Raw genomic sequence first — 21,497 nt, forward strand, 5'->3', positions numbered from 1 at the left:
TCGTGATGGTTTCCTCATCCTGAGGCGCCGCGAAGCGGCCTCGAAGGACGCAAGACCTCAACCGCCGCCGATAAAAGTGACGATCTCGATGCGGTCGCCGTCGGCCAGCGCCGTGTCGGCGTAGCTGGACCTCGGCGCGATCTCGAGATTGCGCTCGACAGCCACCTTGCGGGCGTCCAGGCCCAGCATGGTCACTAGATCAGCGATCGTGACCACGCCGGCCACGTCCCGCTCTTCCCCGTTCAGTAAAAGCCTCATCTCTCCTCCGAAGCGAGCCGTGCTTGTGACCCGGCGGAACCGGCTATACAAGACCCTCGGAATCGACGGCGGAGCCGCATGGTAAAACCGATCCACGTGCTGAGCGGGCCCAACCTCAACCTGTTGGGAACACGCGAGCCCGAGATTTACGGCAAGGACACCCTCGATGATGTCCGGACGCGCTGTGAGGCGCGGGCGGCTTCGCGTGGCGTTTCGGTGGTCTTCCGCCAGTCCAACCATGAAGGCGTGCTGATCGATTGGGTGCACGAGGCGCGTGAGTCGGCCTCTGCGCTGGTCATCAATCCGGCCGGATACGGCCACACGTCGATTGCGCTGCTGGATGCGCTCAAGACCTTGAGCATCCCCGTGATCGAGTGTCACTTGTCCAACCCGGCGGCGAGGGAGGAATTCCGCCGCCATACCTACGTTTCGCTGGCGGCCACGGGGATCGTCTCCGGGTTCGGCGCGGCGAGTTACGAACTGGCGATCGAGGCCGCTTTCGGCCTGATCCGCGCATAGCAACGATAACGCCCGGCGTTTTCCGCCGCCCGGCGCATCAGAAGAACAAGGTAAGCTTCCATGTCGAACCCCAAGGCCCCCGCCGATCCGGTCGAAGCTCCCGCGATCGACGCCCGTCTGGTCCGCAAGCTCGCGGACATCCTGAAGGACACGGGTCTGTCCGAGATCGAAGTCGAGCATGCCGGCCTGAAGATCCGCGTCGCGCGTGAACTGACCGCCGCGCCCGTCAACTACGTCCAGGCCGCCGCGCCGGCTTACGCGCCGGCCCCGGCCGCCGCCTCGGCCCCGGTCGCCGCCGCGCCGGCCCCCGCCGTCGAGGCCGCTCCGGCCGCCGTTCGTGGTGACGCCGTGAAGTCGCCGATGGTCGGCACCGCCTATCTCTCGCCCCAGCCGGGCGCCGACGCCTTCGTGAAGGTGGGCGACACCGTCGCGGCGGGCCAGACCCTGCTGATCGTCGAAGCCATGAAGACCATGAACCCGATCGCCGCCCCGAAGGCCGGCAAGATCGTCGAGATCCTGGTCGAGGACGCCCAGCCCGTCGAGTTCGGCGAGCCGCTCGTCGTCATCGAGTAACGCTCATGTTCGACAAGATCCTCATTGCGAACCGGGGCGAGATCGCGCTCCGGGTTCACCGCGCCTGTAAGGAAATGGGCATCGCCACGGTGGCGGTCCATTCCGAGGCCGACCGCAACTCTATGTGGGTGCGCCTGGCCGACGAAAGCGTCTGCATCGGGCCGGCTCCGGCCGCCAAGAGCTATCTGAACATCCCATCGATCATCGCGGCCGCCGAGATCACCGGCGCCCAGGCGATCCACCCGGGCTATGGCTTCCTGTCGGAAAATGCCCGCTTCGCCGAGATCGTCGGCGCGCACGGCTTCACCTTCATCGGTCCCAAGCCCGAGCACATCCGGATGATGGGCGACAAGATCACCGCCAAGCAGGCTGTGAAGGACGCCGGCATCCCGGTCGTTCCCGGCTCGGACGGCGGCGTGTCGACCGAGGAAGAAGCCTTCGAGGCCGCCGAGAAGATCGGCTTCCCCGTCCTGATCAAGGCCGCCGCCGGCGGCGGTGGTCGTGGCATGAAGGTCGCCCAGACCCGTGAGGACCTGGCCGAAGCGGTCTCGACCGCCCGCGCCGAGGCCCGCGCCGCCTTTGGCGACGACACGGTCTATATGGAGCGCTACCTCCAGAAGCCGCGCCATATCGAACTGCAGGTCATCGCCGACAGCCACGGCAACGTCGTGCACCTGGGCGAGCGCGACTGCTCGCTGCAGCGTCGTCACCAGAAGGTGCTGGAAGAAGCCCCCTCGCCCGCCCTGTCGGCCGAAGGTCGCGCCAAGATCGGCAAGGTCGTGGTCGATGCGGTCAAGGCCATCGGCTATCTCGGCGTCGGCACCATCGAGTTCCTGTGGGAGAACGACGAGTTCTTCTTCATCGAGATGAACACCCGCCTGCAGGTCGAACACCCGGTCACCGAAGCCATCACCGGCATCGACCTGGTGCGCGAGCAGATCCGCATCGCCGCCGGCCTGCCGCTGTCGTTCACCCAGGAAGATGTCGTCTTCGAGGGTCACGCCATCGAGTGCCGGATCAACGCCGAGAACGCGCGGACCTTCACGCCCTCGCCGGGCGTGATCACCGACTTCCACGCCCCCGGCGGCCTGGGCGTTCGCCTGGATTCGGCGATCTACACCGGCTACGCGATCCCGCCCTATTACGACAGCCTGATCGGCAAGCTGATCGTGCACGGTCGTGACCGCGCCGAGTGCATCGCGCGCCTGAAGCGTTGCCTGGGCGAGATGGTGGTCGGCGGCGTCGAAACCACGATCCCGCTGTTTCAGGACCTTCTGGTGCAGCCCGATATCCTGGCCGGTGACTACAACATCCACTGGCTGGAACGCTGGATCAAAGCCCAAGAAGCTTAAGGTGAGCGTGGCAGCCGGAAGTGTGAGCGGTTTCGGCGACAGCCACGCTCAAGCGCCACAAGACCGGGCCTGTCCCTCGGACAGGCCCTAGGGGCGGCGATGGACGACGCCTTCACGGTCGACGACCTGATCGCCTGCTACGCGCGCGGTGTCTTTCCGATGGCCGACGCGCGAGAGGACGAGAGCCTCTTTCTGATCGATCCCGAGCGGCGCGGCGTGCTGCCGCTCGGGACTTTCCATATTCCCAAGCGCCTAGCCCGCACGGTTCGCAATGGACCGTACGAGGTTCGCGTCGACACCGCCTTCGACGCGGTGATCGAGCACTGCGCCGCCTCGCGGCCCGGACGGCTCGACACCTGGATCAACCATCCGATCCAGCGGCTCTATGGCCAGCTCTACGCCCGCGGACTCGCCCACAGCGTCGAGACTTGGCTGGACGATGAGCTTGTCGGTGGGCTCTATGGCGTGTCGCTGGGCGGAGCGTTTTTCGGCGAGAGCATGTTCTCGACCGCGCGGGACGCCAGCAAGGTGGCGCTGGTCCACCTCGTCGCTCGACTGATCGCGGGCGGGTACGAACTGCTCGACACCCAGTTTCTCACCGAGCATCTGGCGCAGTTCGGCGTGATGGAAATCAGCCGCGCGGACTATCGCCGCCGGCTATCCAAGGCCCTGGCGACGCCGGGCGACTTCTATGGCTTGGCGGCCGGCGCGACCGGGATCGACTGCTTGCAGGCGATCAGCCAGGCGTCATAGACCGGGTGTTGCAGCGGGTTCAGGCCCGGCGAGCTGGCGTACATCCAACCCTTGTAGATCTGGCGTCCCGGCGGGGCCGCGCGGCCAGCTTGGGCCTTCGGTTGCGTATCGACCACCACATAGGCCGCCGATTCCGGCGCGACCTCGTCGGCGGCCGCCGTTTCGCAGGCCCTCACGGTGAAGATCAGGGTCTTGTAGCGGATCGGCTGACCGATCGGGACTTCGAACCGCATCGTCTCGGTCGTGACCTTGTCCAGCGCCTGCAGGATGGCCACCGAATAGCGCGCGCGCTTGGCGGGCTCGGCGGGCTTGGTGGCCGCCGGCGGCTTGACCTGGGTGGCTGCTCCCGGCGCGGGTGACGCGGGCGGGTTAGGGTTCGCCGTGGCGGGCGCGACCTGAACAGGCTGGGCGGGCCGCAGCTCTCCGACCGGCGCCGGCGGCGCTGGCGTTGCGGCGGGCGCGGCGGGCGGAGTCTGCGCCTGAGGCGTTCCTGCCTGACGCGCGACAGCGACACCCGCCACGGCCAAGCCGGACAGGACGCTAACCGCCGCGATCAGGGACGCCCGGCGGGCCATGCCCCTATTCCGGCGACCAGGCTTGATAGTCACTCGTCGCCGCCGGGCGCTCGCCGCCGCGGGTCAGAGAACCCTGCGGACGCCAAGCGTGCACGGTGCCGGTCAGGTTCGGAAGCGTGTCCTTCTCCCATTCGCGACGCTTCAGCGGCGCGCGGGTCGGCGGCTCGTCCAGCGTATAGTGCAGCCAACCGCTCCACTCGGCAGGGACCTTCGAGGCTTCGGCATAGCCGTTGTAGATCACCCAACGACGCTTGTGACGGTCGTAGCTGTCGCTGTTGTCGCGCGCTTCGAAATAGCGGTTGCCGTAGTCGTCCTGACCCACGAAGACGCCGCGGCGGCCAATGTGGAAACGCTGCCCGAGGGTCGCGCCGTTCCACCACGTGAAGATCGCTTTCAGCACTACGTTCGCACCTGAATCTGCAAGGCTTTGCTCGGCCGCGACAAGCGCGGCGAAGCGGGCGGACCATAGCGCCCCGCGCCCTCACCGTCCAGCCGCGCGCCGGTCGCGGCGCACTTCAACATCTTGTGGATTAGCGCCCCTGCACCCGCAACATCTATTGAGGGGCGGTGACCAAGGTTCTAACCTTCGGTGCGACCTTACGCCCATCCCGGCCGCGTGGAATCACACGTTAGGGATTTGGTAAGCACTCACGCTGGCATCTCGGACCTGGAACCGCCCATGCGCCCCTCCGCCAAAGCCGCAGGCCTCGTCCCCGCGATGGAATGGCGCGACCTGGAACGGGCCGACAGCGTTCAGGTCGTTTCGGCGCCGTCGTCATGGTCTGACGCCCGCGTCGAAGCCTGGCTCGACTGGGGCGGCGAGATCGAACCGAAGGCTCCGCTTGGCGGCGGTCCGGCGCGTTACGCTGCGCGCGTGGCGCAACTGGGCCTCTCGCGCGGCCTGTTCGGCGACAAGGCCGACGCCGATGCCTTCCGCGAGGCGTTGTTGACCACGATGCTCACCGGGATAGCGACCCCGACCTCGGGCCAGACGGGTCTGCGGCTGCTGCCCGACATCACCGAGTTCGAATTCCAGAGCCAGGCGCGGGACATCCTGGGGCAGCGCCGGGCGCGCCTCCTGGCGGCTCAAGCCGCTGCGCGTTTGAACACCGCGCTCGACCAGGTCGCAGACGCGGTGCGTCGCTGCTCGGGCGATAGCCGCGCCTGCAGCGATGTTCGCAAGAACCCGGCCCTGGCCCGGGCCGCGCGCAAGGCGCGTGAACTGGGCGCGGACGACCAGACCATCCTGGACGCCATCGCCTTGGCCGACCAGCCCCGTGCGCCGCTGACCGCGCTCGCCGTCGATGATGAGCTGCCCCTTGTCGCCGCCGCAACCCGTCAAGCGGTCGCCGCCGGCGACGAGGCCGCGACTCTGGCCGCTCAGGTCGGTTGGGAGACCAGCGCCCTGACCCTGGCCCTGTCGCCGACCGACGCCGAAGCCCTGTCGCGCGGCGCGGCGATCGGCGCGGCGATCGACGCCAGCACCTTCCTGGACGCCGAAGGGTTCGACATCGAGCGCTTCACCTTCGTCTGCCACCTGTGGGCCACGGCCCTGGAACTGGACCGGGGCGAGCGCCCCGCGCGCCTTTCGCTCGCGGGCGTGGGCGATTGCCTGCTCAGCCAAGGCTACGCCCAGACCAGTATCGAAGGTCGCGACGGCGCGGCCGCCTTGTGGGCCCTGGCCGTCGGCGCGGCGCTGTCCGCCAGCGCCGAGGCCGCAGCCACACTGGGCCAAGACCCCGCCTTTGATCAGGATCGCCAAGGCGTACTGAAGACCCTGGCCGAACGCCGGGTCCGCGCCGCCGCTCTGCGCTCGGCGCTCGCCACCGAAGCCGCTGCGGCGCTGGCGACGGCCCACGCGCTGGCCCGCAAGCACGGCCTGCGTTCGGCCGGCTTGGTGGGACCGTTCACGGACCTCGAGGCGACCTTGCGCCTGGGCGGCGCGCCCGTCGGCGCGGCAGGCGCCATGGCGCCGGTGTCTGTGTCACAAACCGCAGACGGCTTCCTGATGCCGAGCTTCAGCGCCGCCGCTTTCGAGGCGCTGTCATCGGAGGGCGTCGATCTCGATGCCGCCCGGCGGCATGCGCTGGGCCACGGATCGCTGGCCGAGAGCCCCGCGATCGATCACGCCATGCTGCAGGCGCGCGGCTTCACCGCTCACGAGATCGAGAAGGCCGAAAACGCCCTGCGCGAGCATCAGGGCGTGCGGGCGGCCTTCGCCCCGGCGATTGTCGGCGCAGGCTTCCTTCGCGACGTCCTGGGCGCGTCCGCCGAAGATGTCGCGCGCCGTGACTTCGACACCCTGGCCTTCGCCGACTTCTCGGCGGCGGAAATCGCGGCCGCCGAGCGCCATGCGCTGGGCGCGGGCACGCTGGGCGATTGCGAAGCCCTGAACCCTGATCTTCGCGAAGCTTTCCGGTCCGTGGAGGCTCCCTCGTTCAATGACCGCCTGGCGATGCTGGCGGCGGTGGAGAGCTTCGCTTGCCTGCCGACGGCCGTAACGGTCTCGATTCCGCATGACGCGCGCCCGGCCGATGCCGTGCGCGCCCAGGCTGCGGCGGCCAGGGCCGGCGTTCGCGCCCTGCGCCTGCAGCGCGCGCCCACGCCGTACGACTTCAAGCTCGATCTGCCCGAGGAGCCGACGGCCGAAGCGCCCCGCCCCGCTCCGGCGCGAGAACCATTGGTGACCGAGCGCGTCGTCGAGCGGATCGTCGAGCGCGACCGCTCGCGCCGTCGCCTCCCCGACCGTCGCAAGGGCTACATCCAGAAAGCGGCCGTGGGCGGGCACAAGGTCTATCTGCATACCGGCGAGTACGAGGACGGCGAACTGGGTGAGCTGTTCATCGATATGCACAAGGAAGGCGCGGCCTTCCGGAGCCTGATGAACAACTTCGCCATCGCCGTCTCGCTGGGCCTGCAGCACGGCGTGCCGCTGGACGAGTTCGTCGACGCCTTCGTCTACACCAAGTTCGAGCCGGCGGGTCCGGTCACCGGCAATGACTCGATCAAGTCCGCGACCTCCATCCTGGACTACATTTTCCGAGAACTGGGCGTCTCCTACCTTGGCCGAGACGACCTCGCCAATGGCGACCCCGGAGAGTTCAACGCCGATGGGCTCGGCGCGGGCAAGCGCCTTGCCGAAGACGACCTGCTGGACGACGACGCCGATCCCGTTCCGGCTAGCCGCTTCATTTCCAAGGGCTTTTCACGGGGCGCCACGCCGGACAATCTGGTGTTCGCCAGCTTCGGCCACCGTCGCGTGGAAGGCGCCGATCGTCCCGGCGCGGATGGCGAGATGTGCCCGGCTTGCGGCGATCTGTCTCTCGTGCGGAGAGGCGGAATGACGGTCTGCGACACCTGCGGCGCTCAGTCGGAGCGGCCAGGGCCGGTCGCATCCACCTGACGGCGTTCGCCTGGCGTTAAGCTTGCTGGGTAAGGGTAAGACCTGCTTTTCCGCTCAGGACGTGCGCCAGAATGAAACCGATCGCCCTGCTCGCCGCCGCCCTTGGCGTGGCGTTGTCCGTCGCGACGCCCGTCAGCGCCCAGAACGCCGGCCAGATCGCGGCCGTGCGCAACGGCGCGAACTGCCCACGCTGCAACCTGTTCCAGGCCGATCTCTCCAACCTGACCCTGAAGGGCAAGAATCTGGCCGGCGCGCGTCTTCGACAGGCGGACCTGTCGACGGCGGTCATGAACCGGACACGCTTCGCCGGCGGCGATCTTCGGGACGTCAACGCCTATGGCGCGGTCATGACCGGAGCCAGCTTCGCGCGGGCCGACCTGACCAACGCCAGCTTCGTCGGAGCCAATCTGCAAGGCGCGAACTTTGCCGGCGCGCGACTCTCCGGCGTCAACTTTTCGGGCGCGGAGATGGATCGCGCGACGGGTCTGAAACAGAGTCAGTTGAGCCAGGCGTGCGGCGATGACTCCACGTTGTTGCCCCGCGGACTTTCCATTCCGCGCTGCCGTTAAATCCCCGTCATTACCGCAATTTAAGTGGTCTCTGGCCCTCCGTCGGTCCAAACCGTAACTCACACAGTCGCGTATGGACTGAACGGAGTAGTCGATGTCCCGCTTGGGCGTTTCCATCGCCGCCTTGACGCTGAGCCTCTTGGCCATGACGGGCCAGGCGCACGCTTGGGCCGAAGACAAGGACGTCGCCAAGCTGACGTCCTTCGGCGGGATGTGCGCCAATTGCGACCTGGCGGGCCGCAAGCTGATGAACGCCAAGTTCACCGGCGCCAACTTCGCCAAGGCCGTTCTGATCGGCGCCGACCTGCGCGGCGCGATGTTTTATGGCTCGGATTTCGGATGGGCCGATCTGAGCCGCGCCGATCTGCGCGGCGCTGAGATGCGCGGCGCCAACTTCACCCGCGCCAACTTCACCGACGCGCGTATGTCCGGCGTCGAGAGCAGCGGCGCCAACTTCGCTCAGGCGACTCTGGTCCGCGTCGACCTGTCTTCGGCGGAGCTGCACGCCGCCAACATGGCCGGCGCCAACCTGCAGAAGGCGCGCTTCGCCAACGCCGAGCTGATCGCCGCCAATCTGTCGGGCGCCAACGCCCGCGACGCCGACTTCTCGAACGCCGACATCAACCACGCCAACTTCCAGGGCGCGCGCTTCGACGGCGCGCGGTTCCACAACGCCGACATGACCGGCTCGAATCTGCGCGGCGGGATCTTCAACAGCGCGGACTTCCGGAACGCCGACCTGACCATGGTCAATCTCAGCGGCGCTGATCTATCGAGCGCCCGGGGGCTGGAACAGGAACAGCTGGACGAGGCCTGTGGCGATAGCAGCACGCGACTGCCTTCGGGACTGAGCGTCCGCACCTGTAATGGCCTGCGAAGCGGCCAGCACTTCATGCTCCTGCGCGCGGTGCCCAAGCCGCCCGCACCCCCCGCCCCGCCGAAGGCCCCCAAAGGCCCCAAGTAAGGTCGCTAGTAGGCCAAAGAAAAAGCCCTCCGATCGCAAGACCGGAGGGCTTTTTCGTGGAGGGTCGGAACCCCGCCTACACCTTGATCGGCGGCGCGGTCCGGATGTGCAGTTCCTTCAACTGCTTGTCGAGCACGTTGGCCGGGGCGTTCATCAGGAGGTCCTGGCCCTGCTGGTTCAGCGGGAAGGCGATGACTTCGCGGATGGCGACCTGGTCGGCCAGCAGCATGACGATACGGTCGATGCCCGGCGCCAGACCACCGTGCGGCGGTGCGCCGTAGCGGAAGGCGTTCAGCATGCCGCCGAACTGCTCCTCGACCACTTCCGGGCCATAGCCGGCGGTGGCGAAGGCTTTCAGCATGATCTCGGGCTTGTGGTTCCGGATCGCGCCCGAGCACAGCTCGTAGCCGTTGCAGACGATGTCATACTGATAGGCGCGGATGGTCAGCGGGTCCTGGGTCTCCAGGGCCTCCAGACCGCCCTGCGGCATCGAGAACGGGTTGTGCGAGAAGTCGACCTTCTTCTCTTCCTCGTTCCACTCGAACATCGGGAAGTCGACGATCCAGCAGAACTTGAACTGGTTCTCGTCGACCAGCTTCAGCTCCGTGCCGACGCGCGTGCGGGCCAGACCCGCGAACTTGGCGAACACGGAAGGATCGCCGGCCACGAAGAAGGCGGCGTCGCCGGCGCCCAGGCCCAGCGACTCCATCAGGGCCTGGGTCGGTTCGCCGAGGTTCTTGGCGATCGGGCCGCCCCAGCCGCCCTGGTCTTCCGACCAGAACACATAGCCAAGGCCCGGCTGGCCTTCGCCCTGAGCCCAGCTGTTCATGCGATCGCAGAAAGCGCGCGAACCGCCGGTCGGCGCGGGGATGGCCCACACCTGGTTCTTGGCGTCGACGCCCAGGATCTTGGCGAACAGGCCAAAGCCGCCGTCACGGAAGTGCTCCGAGACGTTCGCCATCTTGATCGGGTTTCGCAGGTCCGGCTTGTCGCTGCCGTACCAGGCCATCGACTGGGCGTAGGTCAGGCGCTCGAAGCCCTTGTGCTCGAACGATTGGCCAAAGTCGTTGGTGAAGGTGTGCGTGCCGTTGATCGGCGACACCGGCTTGCCGTTGCTGAACTCCTCGAACACGCCATGCATGACGGGCTCGATAGCCGCGAAGACGTCTTCCTGGGTGACGAAGCTCATCTCGACGTCGAGCTGGTAGAACTCCAGGCTACGGTCGGCGCGCAGGTCTTCGTCGCGGAAGCAGGGCGCGATCTGGAAGTAGCGGTCAAAGCCCGAGACCATCAGCAGCTGCTTGAACTGCTGGGGCGCTTGGGGCAGCGCGTAGAACTTTTCGGGGTGCAGACGCGAGGGCACCAGGAAGTCGCGCGCGCCTTCCGGCGAGCTGGCGGTCAGGATCGGCGTCTGAAACTCGTTGAAGCCCTGGGCGAACATGCGGTTGCGGATCGACTGGATCACGCGCGAGCGCAGGACGATGTTCTTGTGCAGGGTCTCGCGACGCAGGTCGAGATAACGGTGCTTGAGGCGGATCTCTTCGGGATAGTCCGGCTCGCCGAAGACCGGCAGCGGCAGCTCGGCGGCCTCGGACAGCACCTCGACGGCCGAGACGCGGATTTCGATCTCGCCGGTCGGCAGGTTGGGGTTCACCACGCTGGCGTCACGGGCGATCACTTCGCCGTCAACGCGGATCACGCTCTCGGCGCGCAGGCGCTCGACGACGTTGAAACCGGGGGTTTCCGGGTGCAGCACCAGCTGCGTCAGACCGTAGTGGTCGCGCAGGTCGATGAAGACCAGCCCGCCATGGTCGCGCTTGCGGTGGATCCAGCCGGACAGACGCACGGCCGCGCCGGTGTCGGAAGCGCGCAGGGCGCCGCAGTTATGGGTGCGATAGGCGTGCATGGTGGTCATGAAAGTCTTGAATACGCGCTGATTTGCAAGGCGCGGTAAGGCGCACGTGGGCGCCGCGATGTCAAGGATTCTGGGACGGACCGTGCGCTTGCCCGGCCCGTCCGTGGAAGGTTCTTCAGGCTTAAAGCGCCTGGATGATCGCCAGGAAGTCCTTGGCCTTCAGCGAAGCGCCGCCGACCAGCGCGCCACCAACCTCGGGCGCGGCGAGGATCTCGCGAGCGTTTTCGGGCTTCACGGAGCCACCATAGAGGATCAGGACGGTCCGGCCCTGCTCGCCGAAACGGGAGACCAGCTCGGCGCGGATGGCCGCGTGCATCTCGACGATGTTGTCGACCGAGGCCGTTCGGCCCGTGCCGATAGCCCACAGAGGCTCATAGGCTACGCTGAACGCCTTGCCGGCCAGCGAGGTTGGCAGCGAGTCCCGCACCTGGCTCACGACAAAGCTTACCGCCTGGCCCGCTTCACGCGTCTCCAGGGTCTCGCCGACACAGACGATCGGCTCCAAGCCCGCCGCGGCGGCGGCTTCAGCCTTTCCGGCCACCTGGGCGGAGGTTTCACCGTGGTCAGTGCGCCGCTCGGAGTGGCCGCAGATCACCAGCGATCCGCCTGCGTCCGCGATCATCTCGGCGGAGACATCGCCCGTGTGCGCGCCGCTCGACTTGCCATGGCAATCCTGACCGCCGGTAAGGAGATGCGCCCCTTCCACCGCCTGGCTCAGACGATGCAACAGGGTGGCGGGCGGGAAGATCGCGACGCGGGCGGCCGGAGGTTTCGCCTCCAGGGCGGCGGCGACGGCTCGGGCCTCGTCGAGGGCGACCGAAAGGCCGTTCATCTTCCAGTTTCCGGCGATCAGAGGCCGGGGCGTTGTGCTCGAAAGGGTCATGAGCGCCTTCTTGAGGTCACGCTCCCTTGGGAAGTCAAGCCCACGCCGCTTGCCCCCTCGCCTTCGGCTCTACTATACCCGCTGCTCTCGACCGTCGCGTCCCTGTGCGCAGCGGTCTGTCTGGAAGGTTTTCGCGCTCATGCTCGCCGGTTTCCGCAAGTTCGCCAAATCGCCCTTCGCGGTGGTGCTGTTTGGCTTGCTGATTGTCAGCTTCGCCATCTTCGGCATTAGCGACGTGTTCAAGGGCCCGCAGGGATCGGGCGTAATCAGCGCCGGCTCGCGCAGTATGAGCGCGATCGATTTCAAGCAGCGCTTTGACAACTATCGCAAGGCGATGGAGCAGCAGAACGGCACGACCCTGACTCCCGATCAGGCGGTTGAGCAGGGCGTCGATCGTCAGATCGTCCAGGAACTGGTGCTGCAAGAATCGCTGGCCGCCGCTCTTCACAAGATGGGGGTCGCCCCGTCCGACAAGCTGGTGGCCGATACGGTTCACGAGCAGATGAGCCAACTGCCGCCGACGACCCGTCCTTTCGACCCGATCACCGGCAAGTTCGATTCTCGCGCCTATGCGACGCTGATGCAGCAGAACGGTCTCACCCCGGAGACCTATGAAGCCTCGTTGCGCGATGAGATCGCCCAGACCCACTTCTTCTCGGCGATCGCCGACGGCCTGAAAGCGCCCCGCATCTATGGGGCGCTTCAGGGCGCCTACCTGCTGGAGGCGCGTGAGGTCTCGGCCTTCGTCGTCAACCCCTCGACGGTTCAGCGACCGAACCCGCCGACTGATGCGCAGTTGACGGCGTTCATGAAGGAAAACGCCGATCGGCTGACCCGCCCTGAAACCCGGGTTCTGTCGATCATGCGGGTCAGCGCCACTGCGCTGGAGCCATCGGTGACGATCAATCCCGCCGATGTCCAGAAGGCCTTCGACTTCCGGAAAGATAGCCTGGCCAGGCCCGAGACCCGCACGATCGTTCAGATCGCCGCGCCCGACGCCAAGGCGGCCGCAGTGATCTCCCAGCGTCTCGGCAAGGGCGAGGACCCCGCAGCCGTCGCCAAGGCCTACGGCAAGACGCCGCTGGTCCTGACCGACAAGCCCAAGAGCGCCGTTCCCGATCGCAAGGTCGCCGACGCCGCCTTCGCCCTGCAGACCGGCCAGGTCAGCGGCCCGATCATCGGCGACCTGGGCGTCGCCGTCGTCAAGGTCACCAAGATCACGCCCGGCGCCGTCGCGACGCTGGACAGCGTCCGCCCGCAGATCGAGGCCGAGGTCCGGAGCCAGACGGCTCAAGCCAAGGCCTATGAGCAGACCCAGACCTACCAGGATGCTCGTGACGCGGGCGCTGATCTCATCTCGGCGGCCAGCAAGGCCGGCGCGCTGGTCATCACGACCGCCCCGGTGACGGCGCAGGGAACCGACCAGATGGGCCAGCCCTTCGCCGGCCTGACGCCGGACATTATCAAGACCGCGTTCGATCTGTCGCAAGGCGGCGAGAGCGAGCTGGTCGAGGCCGGCAAGGGCGAATACTACGCCGTCAAGGTCGAGCGGATCGTGCCTGCGGCCCTGCCGCCGCTGGCCGAGGTCAAGCCGCAACTGACGGCCGTCTGGTTTGGTCAGGAGATGGCCAAGCGGATGAAGGCCAAGGCCGATGAGCTGGCCGCACGTGTCAAGAAGGGCGAGAGCCTGGAGGCGGTCGCCACCGCGGCTCAGTCGAATGTGCAGAAGATCCCCGGCGGCCTGACCCGCCAGAACGCTCAACAGCACGTGGCGCTGGGGCAGGAGTTCCTGGGCGCGGCCTTCACGGCCAAGCCGGGCGCTGTGTTCACCGCGCGCGCCGGTCAGCAGGGCCAGGCCTATGTCGTCGCCAAGCTGGACGCCGTCCGCGCCGCGCCAACCGCCAATGTCGCCCAGATCGCTGTTCTGGCCCAAGGTCAGGCCGCCAACGGGCTGATGCGCGACCTGGCCGAGGCCACGCGCGTCGTCGCCCGCACCCAGATGAAGGCCAAGAGCAACCTGACCCTGGCCCGCCAAGCCATCGGCGTCGACACCGACGCCCTGGCCAAGGCCGAGGCCGCCAAGGCTGGAAAGAAAGCCGAGTAATGAGTTTGGAGCCCGCGTTCGACGCCTTCTCGGAAGCCTATGACTCCGGGCGGCAGCAAGTCGTTTGGACCCGCCTGATCGACGATCTGGAGACGCCGGTTTCGGCCTATCTGAAGATCGCCCAGGCGCGGCCCTACAGCTTCCTGTTCGAAAGCGTCGAGGGCGGAGCGTGGCGCGGTCGTTATTCGATCGTCACGATGAATCCGGATCTCGTCTGGCGCTGTCGCGGCGACCAGGCCGAGATCGCCGAGGGCGACGACATCGCCGCCGGCCGGTTTACGCCGCAGCCCGGCGGCGCGCTGGACAGTCTGCGCGATCTGGTGGCGCGCTCGCGCATGGACCTGCCCAAGGGCTTACCGCCGATGGCCGCCGGCGTGTTCGGCGCCTTGGGCTACGACCTGGTGCGCCTGGTCGAGCGCCTTCCGGACGTCAATCCGGACGCCTTGAACCTGCCTGACGGCATCATGACCCGCCCGTCGATCGTGGCGGTGTTCGACGCCATCGCGCAGGAGATCATCCTGACGACGACCGTACGCCCCCAGGCCGGCGTATCGGCCAAGGCGGCCCACGACGCCGCCCGCGCGCGGATCGAGGCGGTGATGGCCGACCTGCACCGTCCGCTCGCCCACGACGCGCCCCGCCCGCCGCGCGGGCCGATGGACTTCACCACCCCGGTCAGCCGCGCGGACTACGCAGAGGTCGTGGCCAAGGCCAAGGACTACATCGCCGCCGGCGACATCTTCCAGGTGGTGGCCAGCCACCGCTTCCGCGCGCCCTTCGACCTCCCGCCGTTCGCCCTCTATCGGTCGCTGCGCCGAACCAATCCCTCGCCCTTCCTGTTCTTCCTGAACCTGGACGGCTTCAATCTGGTCGGCTCCAGCCCCGAGATTCTGGTTCGCCTGCGCGACGGCAAGATCACCATCCGGCCGATCGCCGGCACCCGTCCGCGCGGCGCGACGCCCGAGGAAGACGCCGCGCTGGAAGCCGAGCTGCTGGCCGATCCCAAGGAGCGCGCCGAGCATCTGATGCTGCTGGATCTGGGCCGCAATGACGTCGGCCGCGTGGCGATGCTGAACCATCACGGCCGCAACGCACCGCCGGAACAGGCCCGCCCGAAGGGCCCGAACGTGCGCGTGACCGAGAGCTTCACGATCGAGCGCTACAGCCACGTGATGCACATCGTCTCGAACGTCGAAGGAACCGCGCCTGAAGGCGTTGATCCCGTCGACGTCCTGATGGCCGCCCTGCCCGCCGGCACGCTGTCTGGCGCGCCTAAGGTTCGCGCCATGGAGATCATCGACGAGCTCGAGGTCGAGAAGCGCGGCATCAGCTATGCCGGCGCGGTCGGCTATTTCGGCGCCGACGGCGCAGTCGACACCTGCATCGTGCTGCGGACCGCTCTGGTGAAGGACGGCATGATGTACGTCCAGGCCGGCGGCGGCATCGTCGCCGACAGCGATCCGGACGCCGAGTACGACGAGACCCTGCACAAGTCCCGCGCTCTGAAGCGCGCGGCCGAAGAGGCCTGGCGATTCAGCTGAGCCTGAGGGCTGCTTTGTTCCGCTAAGGACCGCCCAGCCGATCGTCGGGAAGGTGTTGCGTCACCGCCGGCGGCGCCAACACCATCACCGTGGCGAAGCTCAGCGCACAGAACGCGGCGAAGGCCGCAGCCGCCAGCACCGGGCCCATCTTCTGGGTGCGTTGCTTGGGCCGCAGCAAGGCGCGGACATAGGCGACGGCGACGGGGTCCAAGGCGGAATCACGCGGGTCCATGGGCCCATGATGCTCAACTCCGCGATCACTGTAACCGTTACTGAAAGCCGCAGGCGAAAATGGCGCTACACATCCGCCCGCCTCGCGCTAGAACCGACCTCCGAAAGGCGGCGTCATGATCCTCGTCATCGATAACTACGACAGCTTCACCTACAACCTCGTCCACTATCTGAACGAGCTTGGGGCCGACACGGCCGTCTACCGCAACGACGCCCTGAGCGTGACTGAAGCGCTGGGCCTCAAGCCGGCCGCCGTGCTGCTGTCGCCGGGTCCCAAGGCGCCCGACCAGGCCGGTATCTGCCTGCCGCTGCTGGAGGCCGCGCCCGCCGATCTGCCGATCCTCGGCGTTTGTCTGGGTCACCAAGCCATCGGCCAGGCGTTCGGCGGCGAGGTGATCCGCGCCAAGGCTGTCATGCACGGCAAGGTCAGCAAGGTGCGCCACAACGACAAGGGCATCTTCAAGGGTCTGCCCAACCCGTTTACCGCTACGCGCTATCACAGCCTGGCCGTCCGCCGCGAAGACCTGCCGGCCGACCTGGAGGTGACCGCCTGGACCGATGACGGCGAGATCATGGGCGTGCAGCACAAGACGCGCCCGATCTTCGGCGTCCAGTTCCACCCCGAGTCGATCGCCACCGAGGGCGGCCACCAGATGTTGGCGAACTTCATGGATCTGGCCGGCGTCAAGCGCGACGCGGCGATCTGGGTCTAGGCACTGCGATGTCCGACGCCTTCAAGCCGCTGCTGGCGAAACTCGCCGATGGCCAGACCCTCGACGACAGCGACGCCGAGCTGTTCTTTGCCGCCTGCCTGCGCGGCGAGCCGACCCCGGCCCAGGTGGCGGCCGCCGTCACCGCAATCCGCCTGCGCGGCGAGACGGTGGGCGAGATTGCGGCCTGCGCCCGCGCCATGCGCCGCGCCGCCATCCAACTGGAGCACCCGTATGACGTCATCGACGTCTGCGGCACGGGCGGCGACGGCCTTCACACGTTGAATATCTCCACCGCCGTAGGCTTCGTGGTCGCCGGGGGCGGCCTGAAGGTCGCCAAGCACGGCAACCGCGCCATCACGTCCAAGTCCGGCACCGCCGATGTTCTGACCGCGCTCGGCGTCAATATTGACGCCACGCGCGAGCAGCAGCGCAAGGCGCTGGACGAGGCCGGCATCTGCTTCCTGTTCGCCCAGGCCCACCATGGCGCGATGAAGCATGTCTCGCCGATCCGACAGCAGCTGGGTTTCCGCACGATCTTCAACCTGCTGGGCCCGTTGACCAATCCAGCCGGCGCCAAGCGTCAGGTGGTCGGCGTCTCGGCGTCGCGCTTTGTCGAGCCGATCGCCAAGGCCCTGGGGGCTCTTGGCGCCGAGCGCGCCTGGTCGGTGCATGGCTCGGGCATGGACGAGCTGACGACCACCGGCGAGACCGAAGTGGCCGAATGGCGCGACGGCGTCGTTCGCCTGTTCAAGATCACCCCCGAAGCCGTTGGCCTGCCGCGCGCCGCGCTAGCGGACCTGACCGGCGGCGATCCCGCCTTCAACGCCGCGGGCCTGACGCGCCTGTTCGACGGCGAGACCGGCCCCTACCGCGACATCGTGCTGCTCAACGCCGCCGCCGCCTTCCTGGTCGCCGACAGGGTCGAGACCCTGGTCGAGGGCGTTGCCCTGGCGGCCGAAGCCATCGACAGCGGCCGCGCCAAGGCCGCCCTCGCCGGCCTCGTGGCCGCCACCAACACGGAAGTTCCTGCGTGACCGACATCCTGGCCAAGATCGCCGCCTACAAGCGTGAGGACGTGGCGGCGCGAAAAGCCGAGCGGTCTCAAGCCGAGATCGACGCCGCCGCCAAGGCCGCTTCGGCGCCGCGCGGCTTCAAGGCCGCCCTTGAGGCCCATCATGCGCCCGGCCGCCTGTCGCTGATCGCCGAGATCAAGAAGGCGTCGCCGTCCAAGGGCCTGATCCGCGAGGACTTCGACCCGCCGGTCCTGGCCAAGGCCTATGAAGCCGGCGGCGCGGCCTGCCTCTCCGTGCTGACCGATGGACCGAGTTTCCAGGGCGCGGATGAGCATCTGGTCAGCGCCCGCGCGGCGGTCACCCTGCCCTGCATCCGCAAGGATTTCCTGGTCGATCCCTGGCAGGTGGCCGAAAGCCGCGCCCTGGGCGCCGACGCGATCCTGGTGATCCTGGCGATGATCGACGACGTTCTCGCCGCAGAGCTGATTTCAGAAGCGCGCCGGCTGGGCATGGACGCCCTCGTCGAGGTGCACGATAAGGCCGAGATGGCGCGCGCCGGCGCCTTGGGCTCGGATCTGGTCGGGATCAACAATCGCGATCTCAAGAGCTTTGTCGTCGATCTGGCGGTGACCGAGCGCCTGTCGGTCCAGGCGCCCGAAGGCGCGCTTCTGGTCACCGAAAGCGGCATCTTCACCCATGACGATGTCGTGCGCATGGAAGCCACCGGCGCCAAGGCCATGCTGGTCGGCGAAAGCCTGATGCGGCACGCGGACGTGACGAGCGCCACGCGCGTCCTGATCGGTTAAACCCAAAACGGGCTTTCCTAACGCTGGCGCCTTGAGGCGAAACAGTCCCATCCTTCAACCATCGCCGCGCCGAGAACGCGGATGAGGAAACGTGCATGAACTGGCTCGCACGAGTCGTGAAATGGGCCCTGGCCACGAACTTCAAGCTGCAGGGCTGGAAGATCGAAGGCGCGCCGCCCGAAACGCGGAAGTTCGTGGTGATCGCCGCGCCCCATACCAGCAACTGGGACTTCGTCTATTTCGTCGGCGCCGCCGACGCCCTGGGCCTTGATCTCAGCTTCATCGGGAAGGCGTCGCTGTTCAAGGCGCCGTTCGACCAGATGATGCGTGATCTGGGCGGCATCCCGCTGGATCGCGAGCGTTCCAAGGACATGGTCAAGGCCATGGTCGAGGAGTTTGGCCGGCGCGACACCTTCATGCTGACGATCGCGCCAGAGGGCACGCGCGGCAAGGCGCGGCAGTGGAAGACGGGCTTCTACCACATCGCCATGGGCGCCAAGGTGCCGATGGTGCTGGGCATGATGGACTACAAGCGCAAGCTTGTGACCCTGGGCCCCGCGATCTACCCCACGGGCGATTACGCTGCGGACATGCGCCGCATCGCCAGCTTCTATCAAAGCTGCACGCCCAAGTTCCCCGAGATGGCCACGCGGTTCGATGATCTAGGCCCAACGCCGGACGCATGACGCGACCCACTGGTCTATAAGGCAGGCGCCGTTCTGACGGGGAGAATCGGATGCGCGTCTTGCTGAACACCTTGAGGACGCTCGCGCCCCGCCAGATCCGGTCCGTGATCAATCGCCTGCGCTCATCGCCTCGGGGAACCTTGGCGCCCACTTCCGACACGCCCGTTGAGCCAGGGACGATACAAGCGCCCCAGGCGCTATGGAGCCTGGTCGGCGCCGCCGACGCCGACTTCGTGCGGGTCGGGCAGCAGTTCAAGGCGCTCTTTCTCGACGCCGGCCTCAAGCCTCATCACGCCATTCTCGATGTCGGTTGCGGCATCGGGCGCGCGGCCGCGCCCCTGGTTGACTATCTCGACGACAACGGTCGCTACGCCGGGTTCGACGTCATGGCCGAAGCCATCGACTGGTGCCGCGCCAATATCGCGGTCGGCGACCCGCGGTTCGAGTTCCTGCACGCCGACATGCATAGCGACCGCTACAATCCGAGCGGAACCCAGCCGGCGAGCGCCTATGTGTTCCCCTACCCCGATGCCAGTTTCGACTATGTCTGGCTGGGTTCGGTATTCACGCACCTGCTCGCCGCTGATCAGTCGCAGTTCGCCCGTGAGATCGTGCGCGTTCTCAAGCCCGGCGGCATCAGCATCGTCTCCTGGTATCTCATAGACGACGAGGCCAGGGCCAATACCGGCCAGGGCCGGATCGCCTTCGATTTCATCCACCCCCTGGACGGATGCTGGACCGCCACGCCCGACCTGCCCGAGGCGGTGATCGGCTATGACCTCGCGCTGATCCAAGAGCAGTACAAGGGTCTGGGACTTGAAATCCTCAATGAGGCGCTCGGCGTCTGGCGGCGCGAGCCGATCCAGGATCAGGACATCATCGTCGCCCGAAAAAGCCCCTGAAAGGTTCCGTTAAGCTTCTGATTCTTCGCGACTTTCGCCCATCCACCGACTAACTCGCTGATTTTTCGAACCTTTCGCCCGTTAACAAAGCTCAGCTTGACTTTGCGGCGGAACACCAGGAGAACATTCGAAAGGTTTGCGGTTTGTTCCGCGCTCCAGCGAGGCCGACATGCTCACGCGCAAGCAGCACGAACTGCTGATGTTCATCCACGAACGGATCAAGGAAACCGGCGTCTCGCCGTCGTTCGACGAGATGAAGGAAGCCCTCGATCTGGCGTCCAAGTCCGGCATTCACCGCCTGATCACCGCATTGGAAGAGCGCGGCTTCATCCGCCGTCTGGCGCACCGGGCCCGAGCGCTCGAGGTCGTGAAGCTCCCTCAGCAGGCGACGGCCGCCGCCCCTCCCAAGGGACGCGGCGCCTTCCGTCCGCAGGTCTTCGAAGGCGGCGGGGCGCCGCCTCCGGCCGCCAGTCCTGCCGCCGCCGCCAACGACAGTCGCGAACTGCCCATCCTTGGCCGGATCGCGGCCGGTACGCCGATCGACGCCATCCAGCACGAACGCGAACGCCTGCCGGTGCCGGAAGCGATGCTGGGGGCCGGTGAGCACTATGTCTTGGAAGTCCAGGGTGACTCGATGATCGAGGCCGGCATCCTCGATGGCGACTACGTGATCATCAAGAAGGGCGACACCGCCACCTCGGGCGAGATCGTCGTCGCGTTGGTGGGCGAGGAAGCCACGCTCAAGCGTCTGCGCAAGAAGGGCGGATCCATCGCACTGGAAGCCGCCAACCCCAAGTATGAAACCCGGATCTTTGGCCCTGATCAGGTCGAGGTGCAGGGCAAGCTGGTCGGCCTGATCCGGCGCTACCACTGACGGCTTGGCGATCATCGCTGCGCAAAATGGAGCAGGCCCTGATCCCGCCAAGATCAGGGCCTCTTGTTATTCAGGCGTCGGGTGAAATCCGCCCCTGCTCTGCTAGTCGCTGAGCGGCGGCGTCGAAGCCAGCCCAAGCCGCAGCGGCCAAAGCGCCCCCCGTGCTGACGCGACGCACGCCAAGCTCGGCGAGGCTTTCCACGGTCATCTCCGGTCCCCAGAGCAGCACATTGACGGGCTTGGGGGCGACAGCGTCGACGATGGCCTTGATCTCGGCCGGATCGCTCACGGCGGGCGCATACAGGCAGTCTGCGCCGGCGGCGGCGTAGGCGCCTAGGCGCTCCAGGGTCGGCTGGAGATCACGACAGCCTCGAAGGTAGCCTTCCGTTCGCGCCACCAGGATCACATCCTGCCCGCTCGCATCGATCGCGGCGCGGGCGGCTTTGAGGCGGTCAACCGCTAAGGCGAGGGGATAGAGCTCCGAACCCGACCAGTCCTCAATGGACAAGCCCGCCACGCCTGCCTGGATCGCCAGAGTGACGCTCTCTGCGACCTCGGCAGGCGTCTCGCCAAAGCCGTTCTCGAAGTCCGCATTGACCGGCAGTTCAGTGGCTGAGCAGAGCGTTCTGAGATGCGCGATGACTTCGTCGCGCGTCACTTGGCCGTCGTCCCTGCCCATAGCCCACGCCATGCCCGCGCTGGTCGAGGCCAACGCCTTGAAGCCCCGCCGCTCCAGCCGCCTGGCGCCCCCCGCATCCCAAGGGTTGGGCAATACGAAGCAGCCTTCGGCGTGGAGCGCCCGAAATGCGGCCCGGCGTGTGCTGTAGGGGTCTGGCATGGCTGAACTTCCGATCTTGGCGGGT

Annotated in this window: 22 protein-coding genes; 15 read left to right on the forward strand and 7 right to left on the reverse strand. The window is 67.1% G+C overall.

The annotated features are described in order from the left end of the window. Positions 1–57 precede the first annotated feature (57 nt). Positions 58–258, reverse strand: a complete 201-nt coding sequence (gene thiS, locus CVUC_RS15540) for a sulfur carrier protein ThiS (RefSeq protein WP_010919747.1) — start codon at positions 256–258, stop codon at positions 58–60. A 78-nt stretch (positions 259–336) separates the two neighbouring features. On the opposite strand from thiS, the gene aroQ reads away from it, so the two are divergent. From aroQ to aat, 4 genes are all read left to right on the forward strand, one after another. Beyond that, entirely contained in the window at positions 337–777 is a 441-nt protein-coding gene (gene aroQ, locus CVUC_RS15545; protein ID WP_010919748.1) for a type II 3-dehydroquinate dehydratase, read from the forward strand. Positions 778–837: 60 nt separating this feature from the next. Continuing rightward, positions 838–1,350, forward strand: coding sequence for an acetyl-CoA carboxylase biotin carboxyl carrier protein (gene accB, locus CVUC_RS15550; protein WP_010919749.1), 513 nt, complete (start codon positions 838–840; stop codon positions 1,348–1,350). A 5-nt stretch (positions 1,351–1,355) separates the two neighbouring features. Beyond that, positions 1,356–2,702, forward strand: coding sequence for an acetyl-CoA carboxylase biotin carboxylase subunit (gene accC, locus CVUC_RS15555; RefSeq protein WP_096033372.1), 1,347 nt, complete (start codon positions 1,356–1,358; stop codon positions 2,700–2,702). Positions 2,703–2,801: 99 nt separating this feature from the next. Then, the gene (gene aat, locus CVUC_RS15560) at positions 2,802–3,455 is read left to right on the forward strand and encodes a leucyl/phenylalanyl-tRNA--protein transferase (protein ID WP_096033373.1); all 654 of its coding nucleotides are present in this window, start codon (positions 2,802–2,804) and stop codon (positions 3,453–3,455) included. Here the strand turns inward: aat and CVUC_RS15565 are convergent. Continuing rightward, positions 3,392–4,030 carry a DUF2155 domain-containing protein gene (locus CVUC_RS15565; protein ID WP_096033374.1) on the reverse strand — a complete coding sequence of 213 codons (639 nt, stop codon included), beginning with the start codon at positions 4,028–4,030 and terminating at the stop codon, positions 3,392–3,394. The genes aat and CVUC_RS15565 overlap by 64 nt on opposite strands. A 4-nt stretch (positions 4,031–4,034) precedes the next feature. Then, on the reverse strand, positions 4,035–4,430 hold the full coding sequence (locus CVUC_RS15570) for an NADH:ubiquinone oxidoreductase subunit NDUFA12 (protein WP_096033375.1): 396 nt from the start codon (positions 4,428–4,430) through the stop codon (positions 4,035–4,037). Positions 4,431–4,709: 279 nt separating this feature from the next. Between CVUC_RS15570 and CVUC_RS15580 the strand changes: the two genes are divergently transcribed. The 3 genes from CVUC_RS15580 (at position 4,710) to CVUC_RS15590 (ending at position 8,966) form a co-directional block, all read left to right on the forward strand. After that, entirely contained in the window at positions 4,710–7,433 is a 2,724-nt protein-coding gene (locus CVUC_RS15580; RefSeq protein ID WP_096033377.1) for a ribonucleotide reductase, read from the forward strand. 71 nt (positions 7,434–7,504) lie between these two features. Then, on the forward strand, positions 7,505–8,002 hold the full coding sequence (locus CVUC_RS15585) for a pentapeptide repeat-containing protein (protein ID WP_096033378.1): 498 nt from the start codon (positions 7,505–7,507) through the stop codon (positions 8,000–8,002). A 94-nt stretch (positions 8,003–8,096) separates the two neighbouring features. After that, positions 8,097–8,966, forward strand: coding sequence for a pentapeptide repeat-containing protein (locus CVUC_RS15590; protein WP_012640359.1), 870 nt, complete (start codon positions 8,097–8,099; stop codon positions 8,964–8,966). 76 nt (positions 8,967–9,042) lie between these two features. Here the strand turns inward: CVUC_RS15590 and aspS are convergent, their stop codons facing one another. Next, positions 9,043–10,881, reverse strand: a complete 1,839-nt coding sequence (aspS, locus tag CVUC_RS15595) for an aspartate--tRNA ligase (RefSeq protein ID WP_164468132.1) — start codon at positions 10,879–10,881, stop codon at positions 9,043–9,045. A gap of 121 nt (positions 10,882–11,002) precedes the next feature. After that, positions 11,003–11,764, reverse strand: coding sequence for a triose-phosphate isomerase (tpiA, locus tag CVUC_RS15600; protein WP_096033379.1), 762 nt, complete (start codon positions 11,762–11,764; stop codon positions 11,003–11,005). Between the two features lie 139 nt (positions 11,765–11,903). Between tpiA and CVUC_RS15605 the strand changes: the two genes are divergently transcribed. Continuing rightward, positions 11,904–13,868, forward strand: coding sequence for a peptidylprolyl isomerase (locus CVUC_RS15605; protein WP_096033380.1), 1,965 nt, complete (start codon positions 11,904–11,906; stop codon positions 13,866–13,868). Continuing rightward, the gene (gene trpE / locus CVUC_RS15610) at positions 13,868–15,409 is read left to right on the forward strand and encodes an anthranilate synthase component I (RefSeq protein WP_010919761.1); all 1,542 of its coding nucleotides are present in this window, start codon (positions 13,868–13,870) and stop codon (positions 15,407–15,409) included. The genes CVUC_RS15605 and trpE overlap by 1 nt, the downstream gene beginning before the upstream one ends. A 22-nt stretch (positions 15,410–15,431) precedes the next feature. Here the strand turns inward: trpE and CVUC_RS15615 are convergent, their stop codons facing one another. Beyond that, positions 15,432–15,641: a hypothetical protein gene (locus tag CVUC_RS15615; RefSeq protein ID WP_012640361.1), complete on the reverse strand. Its 210-nt coding sequence runs from the start codon at positions 15,639–15,641 to the stop codon at positions 15,432–15,434. 115 nt (positions 15,642–15,756) lie between these two features. On the opposite strand from CVUC_RS15615, the gene CVUC_RS15620 reads away from it, so the two are divergent. From CVUC_RS15620 to lexA, 6 genes are all read left to right on the forward strand, one after another. Then, entirely contained in the window at positions 15,757–16,353 is a 597-nt protein-coding gene (locus CVUC_RS15620) for an anthranilate synthase component II (RefSeq protein ID WP_010919763.1), read from the forward strand. An 8-nt stretch (positions 16,354–16,361) separates the two neighbouring features. Beyond that, positions 16,362–17,387, forward strand: coding sequence for an anthranilate phosphoribosyltransferase (gene trpD / locus CVUC_RS15625; protein WP_096033381.1), 1,026 nt, complete (start codon positions 16,362–16,364; stop codon positions 17,385–17,387). Beyond that, positions 17,384–18,172 carry an indole-3-glycerol phosphate synthase TrpC gene (gene trpC / locus CVUC_RS15630; RefSeq protein ID WP_096033382.1) on the forward strand — a complete coding sequence of 263 codons (789 nt, stop codon included), beginning with the start codon at positions 17,384–17,386 and terminating at the stop codon, positions 18,170–18,172. Before trpD ends, trpC begins: the two co-directional genes overlap by 4 nt. Positions 18,173–18,267: 95 nt before the next feature. Continuing rightward, a complete protein-coding gene (locus CVUC_RS15635) occupies positions 18,268–18,858 on the forward strand; it encodes a lysophospholipid acyltransferase family protein (RefSeq protein WP_010919766.1) in 591 nt (196 codons plus the stop codon). 50 nt (positions 18,859–18,908) lie between these two features. Next, positions 18,909–19,760, forward strand: a complete 852-nt coding sequence (locus tag CVUC_RS15640; protein WP_010919767.1) for a class I SAM-dependent methyltransferase — start codon at positions 18,909–18,911, stop codon at positions 19,758–19,760. Positions 19,761–19,929: 169 nt separating this feature from the next. Beyond that, on the forward strand, positions 19,930–20,634 hold the full coding sequence (gene lexA, locus CVUC_RS15645; RefSeq protein ID WP_024265748.1) for a transcriptional repressor LexA: 705 nt from the start codon (positions 19,930–19,932) through the stop codon (positions 20,632–20,634). Positions 20,635–20,704: 70 nt separating this feature from the next. On the opposite strand, the gene CVUC_RS15650 is transcribed toward lexA, so the two are convergent. Continuing rightward, positions 20,705–21,472: an isocitrate lyase/PEP mutase family protein gene (locus tag CVUC_RS15650; RefSeq protein WP_096033383.1), complete on the reverse strand. Its 768-nt coding sequence runs from the start codon at positions 21,470–21,472 to the stop codon at positions 20,705–20,707. Positions 21,473–21,497 lie beyond the last annotated feature (25 nt).

The organism is Caulobacter vibrioides (assembly GCF_002858865.1).
Lineage (GTDB): Bacteria > Pseudomonadota > Alphaproteobacteria > Caulobacterales > Caulobacteraceae > Caulobacter > Caulobacter vibrioides.